The following is a 17,253-nucleotide window of genomic DNA, read 5'->3' as shown; positions in this document are numbered from 1 at the left end:
TGTAGGATTTATCTTTATTTTTGATGGAGAGCAGTGGGATTTTCGTGTGGCATGCTGTTGTGGATTAACATCAAGCAGAGGTTAATCCATTCTTTTAAGTCTCTCACTCAAGTCACCCATATTAAAGGGCATATCGAGTTTGACGCCATAACTGCCTTCGCTGTCTTTGTTTTTCCAGCCACCGATAATTACGGCATCGACTAAAAAGAAGGTGCTGCGGGCAATGTTTAAGGTATCCAGTTCATCCAGAAAGTCGAAGGCTTCTTGTTTGGAGAGATAACCGACGGTTTCGGTATTGATCTTGACCACGCACGCTTCGGGATCATGGGGGTTATTGGGTTCGTGATTTAAGGTGGCAACGGCATAGTGTTCTTTAGGCGTTTCCGTTTTTGCACCTGCGATGCGTTTCAGCGCTTGCTGATAGCTATGCTCCCCCACAATTTCAAAATCAAATTCTTTGTAACCCGTGATTTTATAGATCGATGCTGTCGTCTGAAAAAAATCGACGTGTTTTTTAATTGACCGAATTGCAAGATACGCGATTGCACAGACAATCAGCACTGCAATGACGATTAGAACCATCTCCATAACCTCTACCTCTCCCCAAGTTGAAAGATTAACACAGAAAAAGCTTGGGATAGTTTGCCTCATTGACCCAAAATTGCATTTATTGACCTTAAAAAAGAGATTCAAGGTCAATGGTGCTCCGCTGGATGTGGCGTATGCTTTTTTAAGCCGAGGTATTAATTAAGGCTCGGGACTTTAAAACAGGTGTATCGATAGGGAGAGGTTAGGGATGAAGCTACATGGACAAACCATTATTTTGACGGGATCATCCAGCGGGATTGGTGAGCAAGCCGCCTATCAATTATCAGATCTCGGGGCACGCTTATGTCTCGTCGCTAGACGCACTGAGGAGCTTGAACGTGTTGCAGACGCGATTCGGGTCAAAGGCGGTGAGGCTTGGGTTTATCCGTGCGATCTGTCCGAGCCTGCTTCGGTCAATGCCTGTGCCGAAGCGATCTTACAAGCGCACCCCAGGATTGATGCGCTGGTCAATAACGCGGCACACTCCATTCGTCGTTCGATACAAGATTCTTTGGATCGTCCACATGACTACGAGCGGACTATCCAATTGAACTATCTGAGCGCCGTGCGCTTGACGTTGCGCATCCTACCGCGTTTTATTGAGCAAGGCAGCGGTCATGTGGTGAATATTTCGACCATGTCGTCGCAGTTCCCCATCCCACTGTTCTCCGCTTATATCGCCAGCAAAATGGCGCTGGAGTCCTTTTCGCGTTCTCTGCTGGCCGAGTTTGCGCATAAAGGCATCACCACGACTGTGGTGTATTTCCCCTTGGTGCGCACCCCGATGTCGTCACGTACTGCCATTTATAAACATGAGCGGATGATGACGGTTGAGCGTGCGGCGGGCTGGATTGTTGAGGCTGTGGAAAAGCGTCCTGTTCGGGTCAGTAGCCCGGTTGGCGTTATGGGGGAGGTGGCTTTGGCTGCGATGCCTAGCGTGGTGATCAAAGCAATGCAGCCCTATTTCCGTAAGCGAGATAAACGGCTCAAAGATCGCTTAGCTAAAGGTTGAGTTCGTGGGCTCTGGTTACGCAATGTTCGCGCATCGACAACAATCGACTACTGGGCAGGCCGTAGGTGGAAGATTAATCTCAGGACACACATTGAGGTGTCAAATGGAGCAACAATCATGAGAAAACCAACAATTATACTCGTTCATGGGTTTTGGGGCGGCGCTGCCCACTGGAGTAAAGTGATCGTGGAACTGGCCAAAAAAGGCTATACCTCGATCAAAGCTGTAGAGCTTCCGCTTACCTCGCTGGCCGAAGACGCCGAGCGTACCCGCAAGATGATTGCTCAGCAAGCAGGTCCTGTTCTACTGGTTGGCCACTCGTATGGCGGCGCCGTGATTACGGAAGCGGGCGATCAAACGAATGTGATCGGGCTGGTCTATATTGCAGCCTTTGCACCCGATGCTGGCGAGAGCCCCGGAGGCATCACCCAAGAGCATCCTCCTGTTGCCGCAGCTAATCTGGCACCCGATAGCGACGGCTACTTGTGGATCAAGCCAGAGCTGTTTCGTGAAAGCTTCTGTCAGGATTTGACCTCTGATGAGGGGCTGGTGATGGCTGTGACGCAGAAAGCACCGTTGGCAAGCACCTTTGGCGATGCGATCACAGCTCCAGCGTGGAAAAATAAGCCATCGTGGTATCAGATTTCCAGTGAAGACCGCATGATTGCCCCTGAAAATCAGCAGCGGATGTCAGCACGCTTAGGCGCACGTAAAGTGATTACTTTGAATTCTAGTCATGCTTCACTCGCCTCACAGCCTGTACAAGTCACTGATCTGATCGATGAAGCGGCACATGCACTGGGTTATGTCTAAGGACTGATTTAGTTTTAAAGTATGATTGCAAACTGACGGACGACAACGAATGACTGCGTTGATTGTCCGTTTTTTATTTTGAAGGCTTACTTTCTAAGCGACAAATATTTTTTTAAATCGACATTCAAACAATGACATTCCTTGAGTCTTGTTTTTACATGATGATCATCATAAGATTAATTATATATGATGATAATCATTTATAATATTCGTCAAGGCCAAAGAAGGAGAGTCGCCATGAATAACGCCAGCATCACGCCACAGCGTTTCAGCCCCCGAGACATTGCCATGCGCTTTTTAACCCCTGATCCACGTAAACAAGCTGCTGTAAGTCAGTTAGGCAATTGGGTGGAAAGCACGCGTATGATCACAACCCAAGCCGGGCAGGTGCATGTCTCCAGTGCGGGGCAGGGACCCTTGGTGATGTTTGTGCATGGCTGGGAAGGCAGTATTCTGGATTTTGAACCGTTGATTATGGCGACTCTTGCACAGGGTTTTAGCGTTGCGGCAATTGACCTTCCAGCACATGGTCGCTCAGAGGGGAAGCGGACTTCAATTCCCGCATGTGCGAAGGCGCTATTAGAGATTCAGGCTGGGTTGGGGCAAGATTTTTATGTGGTTGTTGCGCATTCATTGGGAGCAGGCATTAGCGGCGATGCACTTGAGCGTGGACTCGTCGCAGGCAAAGTCGTACTCATCTCACCGCCCCGTCGCTTTATGGATGGGATAGACATGACGGCGGCTCAACTGGGTTATGACGAGATGGCTCGGCAAGAGATGATTGATACGCTGCGGGAATTTGGCGTGGACCCAGTCCATGTTGATCTGCAAAAGTCTGCAACGCACCTCACGATCCCTGCTTTGATCCTGCACTCAGATGATGATCGGGTGATTCCGATAATTGCGGCGCAAAGTGTGGCGGCTGCGTGGGCGGGGAGTCGCTTTGTGCCGCTCACGGGGCTTGGTCATCGTCGTTTGCTTGCGGATGCTGAAGTCATTCGGGAAGTGGTGTGTTTTTTGGGTGAGGCTTAAAGGCTTTTTTTGCGGTTAAGAACGCAAAACTTATCCCACCAGCGGATGCACACTCAGATAATCCACCAAATATTCCCGAAAAACCCGCACTTTTCGTGACAATTGTTTTGCAGGCGGATGCATGATATTCAACACACCGATGGTAATGGATATCTCCGGCAGGATACGGACCAGATTACCTGCCGCGACATCATGACGTGCCAAAAAAGTTGGTAAGGCTGCGATACCGATGCCAGCCTTGGCAGCTTCCTGTAAAAACAACATGTCATCACCCGTCACCGCAGGTTTTTGTGTAGGCTGTACGAGTTGGGGAATGCGCATATCTCGAAAAATCAACCATTGATGATCTGCCGCTTCGATGAGCGTGCGCGGTATGCCTGCGCGCGCCAAATAACCAGGTGCTGCGTAGACATGCATATCGATGTTTGTCAGGGGGCGGGCGATCAAAGAGGAGTCATTCAGCTTGGATTTCACGACTCGTAGAGCGACATCAATACCGTCATTCACCAGATCAACCAGATGGTTGCTGATATGCACTTCGACTTGAATCGCAGGGTAACGTGCGGTGAATCCTGCCAACGCCCCAGCCAAAAATTTAATCGCAATATCACCAAGTACCGTGACGCGGATCAGCCCTGCGGGTTGTTCCTCGCGCTCAGGCAGGGCAGTGACTGCCTCTTGCAGTGAATCGAGATGTGGCGAAATTTGGCGATACAACTGTTCACCGGCGGTGGTCAAAGCAACTTGGCGCGTGGTGCGACTTAAGAGCTGTACCCCTAAAGCTTTTTCAAGAGCGGCTATGTTGCGGCTGATGGATGACCGCTCGACGTTGAGCTTCTTGGCGGTTGCAGAAAAACTGCCGGCTTTGGCGACTTCAATAAACAATTGCAGATGGTTTAGGTCCATTGGTGCTAAATTCGCAATAGAGTGTCGTAAATTTTACATCTTGTGCACTTTGGGCACAATCACTAAGATGGCAACTTAATATTGAGGCGATAGGATGGGTATAACAGGATGGTGAAAGTTTGACAGGGTGTCTCTGCACCTTGAACTTGAGATAGAGGTGATCCAATGAAAGTTGCATCGAAACGTATGAGTCCAGATACGTCCGTGGATCAGTTGAATATCCATCCAAAATATATCGGTTTGTTGCAGGCTGCGGGTATCGAAACCATTCGCGATTTTGAGCATTGGACGTTAGAGCGTCTGGCTACACAGGGCATAGGCCCCGCGGGTTTGGAAATCCTTAATCGCCAACTTCAGTATCACGGTTACACCATCGGCACAGCCATTTCAGAGCTGGACGATGACCAGTCAAATGTTGACTTGAGCTTTCCGGTGCTCCATTTACCGGCAAGTAACGAGTAACGCCAATGCGTTCCGCAGCGGTGGGCATACGCCCACATTTATAAACACTGCTTCAGTTGTGGGCAGTGTTTTTTTTTCTTGATATACCGTGTTTATCACGGCAAATCAAAATGTGATCTCCGATGTTTTCAAATGTTGTGGACGATTGCAATGATTCTATGGATTCTAAATCATTTCATGGTCCGACAGGTTGCTTATACTCGGTTCAATACACAATGAAATCAGGTCGATTATTGTCTTTAGATGCGTGATCTCGATAGATGATATTTTTTTGGTTTATTTTGGCCGAATCGATCAATAGCAGGATTTGGTTTGATGTCGAATGACATGCCATCTCCTCCATCGTTCGGCTTAAAGTAGATCGTGGATTGGCTTTAAAAAGAGTGATTCATTATGCCCCTACGAAGACGCTCAAAAATTATTGTGACGTTCTTAGGTCTGCCCCTGCTGATAGTTTTACTGGGTGCTATATTCATCTGGCACTCCGAAGCGAAAGACAGTGACGCACTGATCTCAGCTCCTCTTGTAATCACCCCAGAACGAATCGAACAGGGTAAAGCACTTGCAATAGCCTCCGACTGTGTCGCTTGCCACAGTACCACAGGCGGCAAACCCTTTGCTGGTGGTCTGCCGATGCCCTTACCGATGGGCAATATCTATAGCACCAATATCACGCCAGACAAAGATCACGGCATTGGTCACTACAGCCTGCAAGAGTTTCAACGCGCAGTACAATATGGCATTCGCCGTGATGGGGGTAATCTATACCCCGCAATGCCTTATACCGCATACGCTAAGCTTACGCCGGATGATATCCAAAGTCTCTATGCCTACTTTATGCAGGGCGTACCTGCTGTGGCGCAGGAGAATCGCAAACCTGATTTTCCATGGCCACTGACTTTACGCTTCCCGTTAAAAGTGTGGAATCAATTGTTTTTGAGCAAAGGGGTTTACCAAAATAAACCTGAGCAAAGTGCGGAGTGGAATCGCGGCGCGTATCTGGTTCAAGGCGCAGCGCACTGTGGAACCTGCCATACCCCGCGTGGTCTGGCAATGCAAGAAAAAGCTTATGATGAAACCAGCAAGCACTATCTTGCGGGTGCAGCGTTAGGCGGCTGGCAAGCCTATAACATCACCAGTGATCCGCACTCCGGCATTGGCACATGGACTAAAGCTGAGATTGTGCAGTATCTGCGCACAGGCAATGTTCCCAACAAGGCGCAGGCCGCAGGGGGCATGGCTGAGGCGATTACCCATAGTTTTAGCAAGATGTCTGATGCCGACTTACAGGCGATGGCGACTTATCTCGTAACCGTACCCGCCTATCAAGATCAACAAACCGCCGCACGCTCAAGCTTTGGTAAACCCACTACCGACTATCAGGATGTTCGTTTTGCAGCACAAGGCGGTAAGGCCGCTCCAACGGGTGCTGAGCTTTACTTGAATCACTGCGCCAGCTGTCATGGCAAAACCGGTGTCGGCACCTCAGATGGCTACTATCCTTCGATGGTGCATAACAGTGTGCTGGGTGCTAAAGATGCGCATAACCTGATTCAAGTCATGCTCAATGGCGCAGAAGTGGAGAATGGTAAAGACCACTACTTTATGCCGGCATTTGCGGGTGAGTTAAATGATGAGGAACTGGCGACACTGGCGAATTATGTCACCGTGACTTTTGGGCATGGGGCAGGTACGGTCTCTGCGCATGATGTTAAAAAACTCAGACCCGCCCACTAAGGAGAATCATGATGACGATGTCTAATCAACACCAGTCGAATCAACTTGAATCGCAAAAGGTGGGCAGTGTGCCAAGTCGCAGACACTTTATTAAACTCAGTGTCTTGAGCAGTTCAGTGCTGTTGGCGTCGGGTTTGATCGCCAGTGCGGCACCAAGTCCTGACACCAGTACCACCGACTTTTATAGTCTTGCGACCTTTTTGGTGGCAAAGCCTCAGTTGTCTGCGCCCTATGCTGCAGCGGTTTTTTCGGCACTGAAAAAAAATATCCCTGATTTTGCACCGCAGTTACAGGCGGTGTTGGATACCGTAAAACGCTTCCAAGCACCCGATGTCACGCAGCTTTTTGCAGGCTTTACCGAGGCTGATCAAGCAGTGCGTAAAACCTGTCTATTGATCATTGAAACGTTTTATACCGGCAATGTCGGGCGCGGTGCGACTGCGAAGGCCGTCGCTTACGAGATGGCGCTGATGTTTGATACCACCAAAGATGTGACGGTGATTCCAACCTATATCCGCGGGCGACCAGAATATTGGACGGCGACGCCATTACTCACGGGTGTCTAGAGACGATATCCCTTGCAGGCATGGCGACTTACCCACAAGATGAATATGAGAGTGACGGTGTATTATGGCAACTGAATACGATGCAGATGTAATAGTAGTAGGTGCAGGAATCCTAGGCGGCGCAGTCGCCAATGCACTGGCCAAGAAGAAGCACGCCGTGCTGATTTTGGAAGCGGGTCCTGAAGTGAAGCGCGCTGAAATCCTCAATTCTTTCCGCAATTTTGGTAATAAATCGGACTACAACGGCCCATACCCAGAGCAGCCATGGGCGTCCAAGTCATCGACACCTAATTATATTGAAAGCGTCGGACCCATTGTCCAAAAGCCTGCTTATCTCCGTTTAGTCGGCGGCACGACTTGGCATTGGGGCGGCGCCACATGGCGTAACCTGCCGAGCGACTTCAAGCTGCAATCGTTATACGGACAAGGGCGTGACTGGCCGATCTCCTATGATGACCTTGAGCCTTGGTACCAGCAGGCAGAAGAGGAAATTGGGGTGTCGGGTTCAGATACAGATGACCAAAGTGGACAGGGCGGTAAGCCGTTCCCACCGCGCTCCAAACCCTATCCGATGCAAATGCAGGCATGGACCTATCTGACCCAGCAGGTCGCCAGCAAAACCAGTAGTGTCGGTCATCACTTTGTTGATGAGCCCAATGCACGTGCCACCCGTCCATATAACGGTCGTCCGATCTGCGCGGGCAATAATAACTGTGCTCCGATCTGCCCGATCGGCGCGCAGTTCTCTGGCGATATGCCAGTGAGATGGGCACGTGAGAATGGTGCTAAACTTCTGACCAATGCTGTGGTGTACAAGATTGAAAAAGGCAATGACGGTAAGATCGTTGCGATTCACTACAAGACCCCAGACGGCAAATCTACACGTCTGACCGCCAAGTATTTTATTCTGGCGGCACATGGGGTGGAGATTCCGAAACTACTTTTGATCTCTAACATTGCCAATTCCTCCGACCAAGTCGGACGTAATTATATGGGGCATATCGGCAAGTCGATTTCGATGCTGGTCAAGGATCCGGTGTGGGCAGGTCGTGGTCCAACGCAGCAGGGTAGTATCAATACTTGGCGCGATGGGGAGTTCCGCAAAGAACATGGCTCAATTCGCCACTTTTTGGACAATACCGTACCTAACGAGTTGATCACTAAACGTCTGATTGATAAAGGCGTGGTGGGGCCTGCACTGGATGAAGCCATCCGTCACGATGCGGCGCGCTATCTGAAGATCGCCTCATATGTTGAAGTGTTACCTGATCCCATCAATCGCGTACAACTCAGCAGTCAGGTCGATGCGCTGGGCATTGCCAAGCCGAAGACCGATTTTCGCATGACACCGTATTCACTGGCCGCGCTGCCACGCCTGTTTCAGGACTATGATCAGTTCCGTACCGTCTTTGCGGCCACTGAAGTGCTGAGCAATCCTGACGATTGGGTTCCCAGTTCCCATATCATGGGTACAACTATTATGGGGGCTAATCCCAAAGACTCCGTGGTGAATCACGAGTGTCGTACTCATGATCATGCCAATCTGTTTATCGCCAGTACCAGTGTGCATGCCAGTTCAACGGTGGTCAATCCAACACTGACTGGCTATGCCCTTGCACTGCGTATCGGTGACATCATCAGTCGCGAAATCTAATCCAAGGCTCCCGCATGGATATCCCGTGTGGGAGAGCGTCGCAAGCTTATTTGCATGAGAGATCTATCATGATAAAACGTGCCGCCTATCTCATCACCGCGATGAGTCTGCTTGTTTCTGGTTACGCCTCAGCAGATAACGGCGATCAAAACTTGCAAACACGTCCATATTTATTGGGTGATTGGGGAGGCGTGCGGACCCAGTTGGCACAAGATGGTGTGACGTTTAGTCTGGGTTATACAGGCGAGTTTGCGCATAACTTTCGCGGTGGTACCTCTCACGTCTCGGACTATGCTGATCAATTTGCACTCGGCACCACGCTGGATTTGGATCGCCTACTAGGCTGGCAGGGTGGGAGCTTTCAGATCACCTATAGCAAGCGCGGTGGGGAAAGCACCAGTAATGATGCACACTTAGGTACCTTGCAACAAGTGCAGGAAATCTATGGTCGCGGAGAAACGTGGCGTCTAACCCGTTTCTATTTGGATCAGAAACTGTGGGGCGACACGGTCGCATTGCGGATTGGACGCTTAACCTTAAGCGATGACTTCTCAAGCTTTCCGTGTGACTTCCAGAACAATATGATCTGCGGCTCAGTACCGGGCAAGATCGTGAGCAGCTATTGGTTTACCTATCCGGTGAGTGTCTGGGCGGCGCGTCTTAAAGTCAAAACCACTGCGGAGACCTATGCGCAATTGGGCGTTTATCAGGTCAATCCGGTGATCGGCACCACGGCTTATGCAGAAGACTACGGCTGGCGACCTGATAATCCAAAAGGCACGCGCGGAGCAGTCTTTCCTCTGGAGCTCGGTTGGTTGCCCACAGTTGCGGGTTATCCGGCCAGCTATCGGCTGGGCTTTTGGTATAACAACGCAGGGGGAGATGATCTGCTGCTGAATACCCAAGGTCAACCTCTAGCTGTAAGTGGTGGCGAGCCGATGCAGCGCAATAGTCGCTATGGCAGCTATCAGAACATTGATCAGCAAATTACTGGTGTGGCCAAAGGTCAGGGTTTATCGCTATTCTGGCGCTCGGCTTTTGCGGATCAGGCGACCTCACAGACTGATCGGGTGATCAACGTGGGTGCTAAATACGTGGGTGCTTTTGACCGTCCAGATGACTACTTTGGACTCACCTTTGGCGCACTGCATACCAATGATCGCTATAACACTTTTGTTGATCAAAGCAATGCCGTGCATAACAAGGCCGAGGTCGCACCCAAGCACAATGAATATGTGCTTGAAGCGATCTATAACATTGGTTTGATCCATTCCGTGTCGATTGCGCCAGATCTACAGTATGTGATCCATCCGGGCGGTACTACTGACAATAAAAACGCATTGGTTTTTGGGTTGAAAACCAATGTTAATTTTTAGCCGATGAGCTGTTTCATTTGAGCAAATAGACCAATTAGGGATTTGGCACATCTTTATGAGGTACGGTGAGGATGATCTTGCCGACATGATCACCTGCTTCCATCATTTCGTGTGCCTTGACCACTTCACACAGTGAAAAGGCCGCATGAATCATCGGCAAAAATTTGCCCGCAGCCAATAGTGGCCAGACATGCTCAAGTAGCGCTTGGGTAATTTCCGCTTTCTCAGCACGGGTTCTTGCCCGCATGGTGGAGCCGGTGACGATAGCGCGCTTTAACACCAATTCTTGCAGGTTGACGTCTTTAGCTGTGACCCCGCCCATAAAGCCGATAATCACCAAACGACCATCACGCGCAAGAGCATGCAGGTTCTGTGCAAAATAAGACCCTCCAACGATGTCCAAAATCACATCAACACCTTGTTGTTGGGTTTGCTGTAAAACCACGGTCGCAAAATCTTGCTCACGATAATTAATCGGTTGGGTAAGGTGAGCAATTGAATGACATTTTTCTGCGCTCCCCACGGTTGCAAAACTCTCTATGCCCAACTCCTTACACAGCATCAGGGCAGTCGTACCGATTCCGCTGCTACCACCATGAATCAGAACGCGATCTCCTGCTTTGGCCTTGCCGATTTGAAAGAGATTGGCCCAAACTGTAAAGAAGGTTTCAGGGATGGCGGCCGCTTGAATAAACGTGACCCCTTTGGGGATAGGCAGCGCTTGTGAAGCTGGGAGCACGCAATACTCGGCATAGCCGCCACCATTGGTTAGTCCGCATACCCGATCACCGAGTGAAAATCCGCTGACATTGGCACCTTTCGCGACGACCAGTCCTGAGATCTCAAGTCCAGGAACAGGATTAACACCAGCGGGCATCGGATAGATGCCTTGGCGCTGCATGACGTCAGGCCGATTCACGCCAGCGGCAAAAACTTGAATCAGTAACTCATCCGCAGCGGGTACAGGGATTGCAGTTTGATGCGGCACCAACACCTCAGGTTTTCCTGGATGAGTGATGCTGATTTCGGTCATGCTTTCTGGGAGGTGAGCATTGGGAAATTGAATCGGGTTATTCATGAGAGATCTCAAACTGGTCACAGAATGTAAAGAATTGATCCGTCATCCGGACATGCTAAGGAATGATTAGCAGAGAGCGTACTCTATTTTCTATACAAATCTATCGTAAATTTGTCGATTATTGTGACTTGGTTCATGTATTATTGAGTTATCTCTGCTGCAGAGAGCGGTGTTGCGGACGAAATTACTTCTAAGCTAGTGCTTTAGGATCAAGATATAAGGGAGACTTTGTCCCATTCAATGCACAGTTTTATTTCATGGAAGTAGAGTGAATAGGCGCGATCTAAGCGCGACCATTTCAATCAAGTATCACATGAAATATCGAGATAGGCGTTTTGTGATTCTGTGCGGGCCTGAATAAAGCGTTCCAGCAAGGCATACTGTCTTGCAGTGACATTGATTTCCTGTCCAGACTTTTTAATCGAGCCCTGACTCAAATTAAACTCCAAATCGGCAATATGCGCCACTTCATTTTCGACTGGTATGAGTGATGAACTCGGATATTCTCTGGTCATGTTTTGATGTTCAATTAAAAAAGCCTTCATGATATTAATTGCTCGTGTTCATTTAATATCCATAATATGCGTCTTTATGTTTTAAAATCCACAAAATGACAAAAAAGTAATCTTGGCGTCATTTTGGTGTCAGTTGAAATTTTTTTTAAAAAATAAATATGTATATATGCGTGTGTGTATTTTGTAGGTGAGATATAAGTTTGATAATTTAAATTGAAAATACAATCAAATATTTGTTTTTAATGTATATTATTTATTTATTAAATAATAATTTATATTTTTCATAAGTAAAAATATTACTTGATGTACTTATATATTGCGCTAGGGTAAATTTTTTATTAAAATTGTCATAGGTTAGTAATATATTGTGCGTATATTGCAACGTTTTTGTTTTCGTCAGGTGTTATAACGTGCTTGCTTTGCCATATTAAAACAACTCATTATAATGGACGTGACTTTACACTCCATGAACGCGTGATGCGGATTTGGCAGCTAATACGGGGACACCAACGTTTGAAAATTTTAATTGCTGAAGATGAATCCAAGACTGGAGAGTACCTCAAGCAAGGTCTTACTGAAGCGGGATATACAGTCGATTGGGTGAGTGACGGCCAATCGGCATTGAATCAAGTATTGACCGATAGCTATGATCTGCTGATTTTAGATGTGATGTTGCCCAAAATGGATGGCTGGACCTTATTGTCTACGATCCGTAAGGCAGAATATTGGATGCCAGTACTTTTCCTTACAGCACAAAGTCATCTAGATGATCGGATCCGAGGTTTAGAGCTCGGAGCAGACGATTATCTGATTAAGCCCTTTGCCTTTACTGAATTGCTTGCACGGATTAAGAGCCTTTTGCGGCGCAGTCAGCAGCAAGAGAATGATGTGATCACGGTAGCTGACATTGAACTCGATTTACGCCGTCGTCGAGTTACACGCGCAGGCCGCCGAATCGACCTTACTGCAAAAGAATTTTTGTTATTAGAGCTGTTTATGCGTAAGCAAGGTGAGATACTGCCTCGCTCATTGATCGCATCCCAAGTATGGGATATGAATTTTGAAAGTGATACCAATGTGGTCGAAGTTGCTATCAAGCGATTACGCAATAAAATCGATCAGGATTTTCATCCGAAGCTGATAAAAACGATACGCGGTATGGGCTATGTCTTGGAAACTGAAATTGAGGAAAATCGTTAGGTCTCTGAGCGTCCGCATCAGTCTCATTTTTTCGCTATGCACATTGATTATCTTTTTGATCATGGGGCTGGTGATTGATCATTTAGTGACGCAGCAACTGATTGCGATTGATCGCGAAAGACTTGAAATGCGTATGTCTGAGGTCGAAAGTATTTTAAAAGACCACCCCGGCAACAGCCAGAATACCATTAACGAATTAAAGTCTGCGTTTATCAGTCGCCGTAAACCCATAGTCCGCATTGAGCGTCCGATTGGAACCCCGCTGTTTACCACCGAAAATCTGCAATCTTCGCCGAGCCAGCCTGTCGTCAGTCAAGGACCAACTTTGCAAGAGTGGCAAGATCATCAGAAAGAGGGTAAGGTCTTGTTGATTACACAGGACAAAACCTTAGAGCAGCAAGAGTGGCCGATTAATCAAAAGCGCTATTTGTTCATGCTCCTGACACAACAGAATACGGTCGATCAAGCCACCAATTATCGCATCATGATCGGTCTTGAGGTGCGAAAGCACACCCGTTTTCTTCATCACTTTCGCGAATTGTTACTTGCAGTGGGTGGTCTTGGGACCCTCTGTCTAATGTTGCTTGGCTGGTATGCAACGCGAAAAGGCTTGTCGAGTGCTCAGTCCATGGTCGGTGTAGCAGAACAGATTTCGGCACATAATCTGACTGAGCGACTAGATACGGATCATGCACCAACGGAACTGCTACCGCTGGCCAATTCTTTTAATGAGATGCTGGATCGACTCAAACTCACTTTTATCCGGCTTTCAGAGTTTTCTTCTGATCTTGCGCATGAGCTGCGTGCACCGATCAATAATATGATGACCCAAACCCAGGTCTGTTTAACACAGCCAAGGGACAATCAGACTTATCAGGAAATTCTCTATTCCAATTTAGAGGAATATGAGCGCTTATCACGCATGATTTCCGATATGCTGCTACTTGCCCAAGCGGATCACGGTATTAATCTTTTTCATGCTAAAGATGTTGATATCGGCAAAGAAGCTTTTGAGTTGTATGAGTACTATGACGCACTGGCTGAAGAGAAGGGCATGCAGCTTAAGCTGTCTGGCCGTGCTATTGTGCATGGTGATCAACTGATGTTGCGCCGAGCTCTGAGTAATCTGATTTCAAATGCCATTCGTTATGGCACCCGAGACAGTACAATTTTGATCGATCTGTCTCAAAGCCTGAATTTCGCCACCATTATTGTACAAAACGACGCTGCCCCAGTACCTGCTGAACAATTGATGCATTTCTTTGACCGCTTCTATCGCAGTGCGAGTGCACAGCAGCGGACTGACGAAGGCACGGGTCTTGGCCTTGCGATCACCAAGTCAATTGTGCAGATGCATGGCGGTGATATTGAAGTCCGTTCCGAAGGACAGCAGATCACCTTCACGATCCGTCTCTGGCTTAGACCGGCTGGGCACGCCACCAGCGGACCTCAGCTCGGGGTTCATTAAGATTTAAAGGCTCACCCATCTGCGGTGTACTGACCGCTATGCCATGACGCTCCGCCAGTGCCACAATGCGCTCAAACGGATCATTCCAGACATGCAATGCCAGATCAAACGTGCCGTTATGCACAGGCAGCAAAGCTCTGCCTTTTAAGTCCACATGGGCTTGTAGGGTTTGTTCGGGCTGCATGTGGACATCTGGCCAGTCCTGACCATAAGCGCCAGTTTCAATCATGGTCACATCAAATGGGCCATAGCGGTTACCGATCTCTTTAAAGCCATCAAAATAACCCGTATCGCCACTGAAAAACACGCGCAAATCATTATCGATAATCACCCAAGATGCCCATAGGGTGGCATTGCTATCTGATAATCCGCGCCCTGAAAAGTGGTGTGCAGGCGTAGCCGCAAACTTTAATCCTTCGACTTGGGTCTCTTGCCACCAGTCCAGTTGCTGGACTTTGCTTGCAGGCACACCCCACTTGACTAGTGTATCGCCAACACCCAACGGCGTTAGAAAGTGTTCGACTTTATCTTTAAGCTGCATGACTGCGTCATAGTCGAGGTGATCATAGTGGTTATGCGACAGGATCACCCCTTTGATCGGTGGGAGGTCCGCAATACTGATCGGCGGTTGATGAAAGCGTTTTGGTCCGATCCACTGGAAAGGTGAGGCGCGTTTGGAAAACACAGGGTCCGTCAGCCAGAACTCACCGCGTAGCTTAACCAACATGGTCGAGTGTCCGAGGCGAAACAACGACCGATCTGGTGCGGCAAGCAATTGTGCCTGCGTGATGGTAAGCACTGGGATAGGCTGGCTAGGCACTGTGCCTGCAGGTTTGTTGAAGGCGAATCGCCACATCAACTGCAGGGTTTTCCACAAGGTGGTCTTGTGCAGGTTGGGGCGTAGATTCCAGAAACGTCCATCACGCTGCTGTGAAGACAGTAGAGTGGGCTTAGGGTCACGTTCCGTTTTCAAATCGGAAGCGGTCTCTAGACTGGATGAGGTATTGGGACTGAGTACGTCACTGATCATGCTGCTTATCCTCGTCATCAAATAGTATTTAAAATGAATGATTAATCACTCATCGATATCTTTAAAAACAGGGACGGTTGTCGCCCCCTTTGTTTTACGGTAATGCAGGTGTCTCATGTTCTACCACGGCATGCCAAAAGGCTTCAAAACCCGATTCACGGTAGCGTTCTGCCTGCGTCGGATCTTGTGCCATATAGTTCATGGTGACTTCGGCAAGCGCTCCTAAAATCGAACCGATAAACAGCGGTGGGTAGTCACGCAGCACGCCATTGCTGATCTGGATTTGGATGCTCTGCGTGAGATCACAGAAGGATTGCATGCCGATCTGTTTGCTCTCTGCGGTAATTTGCTCGGAGGTTGATAACTGAGTCATGACTTTACGTTTAAGTGGGTTGGTCACACCCCATTCCACATAGCTTTGCCAGACATGATGCATTTGCGTTTTGAAGTCGGAGTTTGTAGGGAAGTCCAACATCATGACCTGACGCAGTTCCGACTTTAGCAATAGATATAACTGATTGAGCAGTTCTTCTTTACTGCTGAAATAGGTAAACAGCGTGCCTTCAGCAACACCTGCCAGCTTGGCAATTTTTGACGTCGGCGCACGTTCACCCAGTTCAGCCAGAACATTGATGGCGGCATTTAAAATTGCATCACGTTTATCTTCACTGCGGGGGCGAGCCATAATCCAAATCATTAAATGAGTGATCACTCAATCATATATGGTTTTCAATAAAGGTCAAGTTTATTTTTTGTACGCTGAGCAATAAACTGATGCAGTGGGCTGGCTAGCTCATGATGAACCTATGACGTTATGACTCAGTCTTTGCTAAACGAAACTGGATGTAAGCATCCAACACCCCTTGCGGGTCTTCGACCTGCGGATAGTGACCGATGTTTTGCAGTGCAGTGACATTCGGTTTCGGAATCAGGGCTCTGTAGCGCTCAACCATATGTCCACCTGACACGGGGTCGGCGATACCATCAATGACTTTGACTGGAATAGTCGCCTGCTGGATGGCGCCGACCCAGCGGGTACGGTGTTGACGACGTTCGGGGATATAGTGCAAGAGCTTAGGCAGTAAGCGCGCACCTTTGTTTGTTGAGATCAGTTGCCAAAAGCCATCGATGAGTTCGGCATCAGGCTGCGTATTTGGACCGAAGACGCGTTGCATGCTGTCGGCGAGTTTGTTGCGGCTATTGAGGCGGGCAAGGATCGGACCGATGGGAGAGCGCAGTAATTTTTGAATGAGCAAGGGGCGGTGGCTTTCTGGGAATAAACCACCATTCAAAAAGCAGACACTGCCCAATTGCGGGCGCGGTTGTTCTTGTGCATTGTGCCGTGCAAGTAGCTCTTGCGCGACAGTGTCGCCATAGTCATGGGCGAGCAGATGATAGCTCTGCACCTGATGCTCCGCCAATAGGCGCTCAAAAATATCGGCCTGATCCATGATGCTATAAGGATAGTCCATTGGTTTATCTGAAAATCCAAAACCAATCATATCTAGCGTCATCACGCGATAATGGCGGGTCAATGCTGGCCATATTGCTTCCCAGTCCCAAGACGCAGTAGGAAAACCATGAATCAGCAGCAACACGGGAGCTGGGGCAGGGCCTTCAACGCGTGAGAAAATACGATAGCCGCGATGACTAAAAAACAGCCCTTTCGCTTTCCAGTTCGCTAATGTGATGCGAGTCATCGCTAATCCTTTAACCCATTCTGATGATGTCGTATTCATAGCATACGCCATCGTATTAGTCGAATCGATAAGACAGATCTGCGAACCTCGGATCAGATTTTTATTTGTCAAATTTT

Annotated in this window: 17 protein-coding genes; 10 read left to right on the top strand and 7 right to left on the bottom strand. The window is 48.5% G+C overall.

All coding sequences use genetic code 11. The annotated features are described in order from the left end of the window. Positions 1-81 precede the first annotated feature (81 nt). On the bottom strand, positions 82-582 hold the full coding sequence (locus HYN46_RS15440) for a hypothetical protein (RefSeq protein ID WP_114900216.1): 501 nt from the start codon (positions 580-582) through the stop codon (positions 82-84). A gap of 214 nt (positions 583-796) precedes the next feature. Here HYN46_RS15440 and HYN46_RS15435 point away from each other — a divergent pair, with 214 nt between their 5' ends. The 3 genes from HYN46_RS15435 to HYN46_RS15425 all read left to right on the top strand — a co-directional run bounded on the left by HYN46_RS15435 (position 797) and on the right by HYN46_RS15425 (position 3,445). Then, positions 797-1,600, top strand: coding sequence for an SDR family NAD(P)-dependent oxidoreductase (locus HYN46_RS15435; RefSeq protein ID WP_114900215.1), 804 nt, complete (start codon positions 797-799; stop codon positions 1,598-1,600). A 114-nt stretch (positions 1,601-1,714) separates the two neighbouring features. Further along, positions 1,715-2,413, top strand: coding sequence for an alpha/beta hydrolase (locus HYN46_RS15430; RefSeq protein ID WP_114900803.1), 699 nt, complete (start codon positions 1,715-1,717; stop codon positions 2,411-2,413). Positions 2,414-2,650: 237 nt separating this feature from the next. After that, positions 2,651-3,445, top strand: a complete 795-nt coding sequence (locus HYN46_RS15425; protein ID WP_162818259.1) for an alpha/beta fold hydrolase — start codon at positions 2,651-2,653, stop codon at positions 3,443-3,445. Between the two features lie 30 nt (positions 3,446-3,475). Here the strand turns inward: HYN46_RS15425 and HYN46_RS15420 are convergent, their stop codons facing one another. Then, entirely contained in the window at positions 3,476-4,351 is an 876-nt protein-coding gene (locus HYN46_RS15420; protein ID WP_114900213.1) for a LysR family transcriptional regulator, read from the bottom strand. A 165-nt stretch (positions 4,352-4,516) separates the two neighbouring features. Between HYN46_RS15420 and HYN46_RS15415 the strand changes: the two genes are divergently transcribed. The 5 genes from HYN46_RS15415 (at position 4,517) to HYN46_RS15395 (ending at position 10,146) form a co-directional block, all read left to right on the top strand. After that, entirely contained in the window at positions 4,517-4,813 is a 297-nt protein-coding gene (locus tag HYN46_RS15415; RefSeq protein ID WP_114900212.1) for a hypothetical protein, read from the top strand. A 393-nt stretch (positions 4,814-5,206) separates the two neighbouring features. Next, the gene (locus HYN46_RS15410) at positions 5,207-6,550 is read left to right on the top strand and encodes a cytochrome c (protein ID WP_114900211.1); all 1,344 of its coding nucleotides are present in this window, start codon (positions 5,207-5,209) and stop codon (positions 6,548-6,550) included. A gap of 8 nt (positions 6,551-6,558) precedes the next feature. Further along, positions 6,559-7,116 (top strand): sugar dehydrogenase complex small subunit, encoded by a 558-nt coding sequence (locus tag HYN46_RS15405; protein WP_114900210.1) that lies wholly within the window; start codon positions 6,559-6,561, stop codon positions 7,114-7,116. A gap of 64 nt (positions 7,117-7,180) precedes the next feature. Then, positions 7,181-8,770 (top strand): GMC family oxidoreductase, encoded by a 1,590-nt coding sequence (locus HYN46_RS15400; RefSeq protein ID WP_114900209.1) that lies wholly within the window; start codon positions 7,181-7,183, stop codon positions 8,768-8,770. Between the two features lie 68 nt (positions 8,771-8,838). Then, positions 8,839-10,146, top strand: coding sequence for a carbohydrate porin (locus HYN46_RS15395; protein WP_162818258.1), 1,308 nt, complete (start codon positions 8,839-8,841; stop codon positions 10,144-10,146). Between the two features lie 34 nt (positions 10,147-10,180). On the opposite strand, the gene HYN46_RS15390 is transcribed toward HYN46_RS15395, so the two are convergent. Together HYN46_RS15390 and HYN46_RS15385 are read right to left on the bottom strand one after the other, a co-directional pair. Next, positions 10,181-11,224 (bottom strand): NAD(P)H-quinone oxidoreductase, encoded by a 1,044-nt coding sequence (locus HYN46_RS15390; protein ID WP_114900207.1) that lies wholly within the window; start codon positions 11,222-11,224, stop codon positions 10,181-10,183. A gap of 302 nt (positions 11,225-11,526) precedes the next feature. Further along, positions 11,527-11,769 carry a hypothetical protein gene (locus tag HYN46_RS15385; RefSeq protein ID WP_114900206.1) on the bottom strand — a complete coding sequence of 81 codons (243 nt, stop codon included), beginning with the start codon at positions 11,767-11,769 and terminating at the stop codon, positions 11,527-11,529. Positions 11,770-12,252: 483 nt separating this feature from the next. Between HYN46_RS15385 and HYN46_RS15380 the strand changes: the two genes are divergently transcribed. Further along, a complete protein-coding gene (locus HYN46_RS15380) occupies positions 12,253-12,939 on the top strand; it encodes a heavy metal response regulator transcription factor (RefSeq protein ID WP_114900802.1) in 687 nt (228 codons plus the stop codon). Further along, positions 12,905-14,407: a heavy metal sensor histidine kinase gene (locus HYN46_RS15375; RefSeq protein WP_114900205.1), complete on the top strand. Its 1,503-nt coding sequence runs from the start codon at positions 12,905-12,907 to the stop codon at positions 14,405-14,407. The genes HYN46_RS15380 and HYN46_RS15375 overlap by 35 nt, the downstream gene beginning before the upstream one ends. On the opposite strand, the gene HYN46_RS15370 is transcribed toward HYN46_RS15375, so the two are convergent. The 3 genes from HYN46_RS15370 to HYN46_RS15360 all read right to left on the bottom strand — a co-directional run bounded on the left by HYN46_RS15370 (position 14,358) and on the right by HYN46_RS15360 (position 17,176). Then, on the bottom strand, positions 14,358-15,437 hold the full coding sequence (locus tag HYN46_RS15370) for an MBL fold metallo-hydrolase (RefSeq protein ID WP_114900204.1): 1,080 nt from the start codon (positions 15,435-15,437) through the stop codon (positions 14,358-14,360). The two genes, HYN46_RS15375 and HYN46_RS15370, sit on opposite strands and share 50 nt — an antisense overlap. A 94-nt stretch (positions 15,438-15,531) precedes the next feature. After that, positions 15,532-16,122 carry a TetR/AcrR family transcriptional regulator gene (locus HYN46_RS15365; RefSeq protein WP_114900801.1) on the bottom strand — a complete coding sequence of 197 codons (591 nt, stop codon included), beginning with the start codon at positions 16,120-16,122 and terminating at the stop codon, positions 15,532-15,534. Positions 16,123-16,249: 127 nt separating this feature from the next. Continuing rightward, positions 16,250-17,176, bottom strand: a complete 927-nt coding sequence (locus HYN46_RS15360; RefSeq protein WP_210009245.1) for an alpha/beta fold hydrolase — start codon at positions 17,174-17,176, stop codon at positions 16,250-16,252. Positions 17,177-17,253: the final 77 nt, after the last annotated feature.

It is taken from the genome of Aquirhabdus parva (assembly GCF_003351745.1).
In the GTDB taxonomy this organism is placed as follows: domain Bacteria; phylum Pseudomonadota; class Gammaproteobacteria; order Pseudomonadales; family Moraxellaceae; genus Aquirhabdus; species Aquirhabdus parva.
Note: the sequence above shows the minus strand (reverse complement) of the source record. Positions and strands in the feature narration are given on the sequence as shown.

What these genes read in the sequence shown, in the direction of transcription:
- HYN46_RS15365 (WP_114900801.1), bottom strand. Translation starts at nt 16,122, where the DNA reads ATGGCTCGCCCCCGCAGTGAAGATAAACGTGATGCAATTTTAAATGCC.
- HYN46_RS15385 (WP_114900206.1), bottom strand. Translation starts at nt 11,769, where the DNA reads ATGAAGGCTTTTTTAATTGAACATCAAAACATGACCAGAGAATATCCG.
- HYN46_RS15375 (WP_114900205.1), top strand. Translation starts at nt 12,905, where the DNA reads ATGTCTTGGAAACTGAAATTGAGGAAAATCGTTAGGTCTCTGAGCGTC.
- HYN46_RS15415 (WP_114900212.1), top strand. Translation starts at nt 4,517, where the DNA reads ATGAAAGTTGCATCGAAACGTATGAGTCCAGATACGTCCGTGGATCAG.
- HYN46_RS15400 (WP_114900209.1), top strand. Translation starts at nt 7,181, where the DNA reads ATGGCAACTGAATACGATGCAGATGTAATAGTAGTAGGTGCAGGAATC.
- HYN46_RS15440 (WP_114900216.1), bottom strand. Translation starts at nt 582, where the DNA reads ATGGTTCTAATCGTCATTGCAGTGCTGATTGTCTGTGCAATCGCGTAT.
- HYN46_RS15435 (WP_114900215.1), top strand. Translation starts at nt 797, where the DNA reads ATGAAGCTACATGGACAAACCATTATTTTGACGGGATCATCCAGCGGG.
- HYN46_RS15425 (WP_162818259.1), top strand. Translation starts at nt 2,651, where the DNA reads ATGAATAACGCCAGCATCACGCCACAGCGTTTCAGCCCCCGAGACATT.
- HYN46_RS15370 (WP_114900204.1), bottom strand. Translation starts at nt 15,437, where the DNA reads ATGATCAGTGACGTACTCAGTCCCAATACCTCATCCAGTCTAGAGACC.
- HYN46_RS15420 (WP_114900213.1), bottom strand. Translation starts at nt 4,351, where the DNA reads ATGGACCTAAACCATCTGCAATTGTTTATTGAAGTCGCCAAAGCCGGC.
- HYN46_RS15390 (WP_114900207.1), bottom strand. Translation starts at nt 11,224, where the DNA reads ATGAATAACCCGATTCAATTTCCCAATGCTCACCTCCCAGAAAGCATG.
- HYN46_RS15395 (WP_162818258.1), top strand. Translation starts at nt 8,839, where the DNA reads ATGATAAAACGTGCCGCCTATCTCATCACCGCGATGAGTCTGCTTGTT.
- HYN46_RS15405 (WP_114900210.1), top strand. Translation starts at nt 6,559, where the DNA reads ATGATGACGATGTCTAATCAACACCAGTCGAATCAACTTGAATCGCAA.
- HYN46_RS15410 (WP_114900211.1), top strand. Translation starts at nt 5,207, where the DNA reads ATGCCCCTACGAAGACGCTCAAAAATTATTGTGACGTTCTTAGGTCTG.
- HYN46_RS15360 (WP_210009245.1), bottom strand. Translation starts at nt 17,176, where the DNA reads ATGAATACGACATCATCAGAATGGGTTAAAGGATTAGCGATGACTCGC.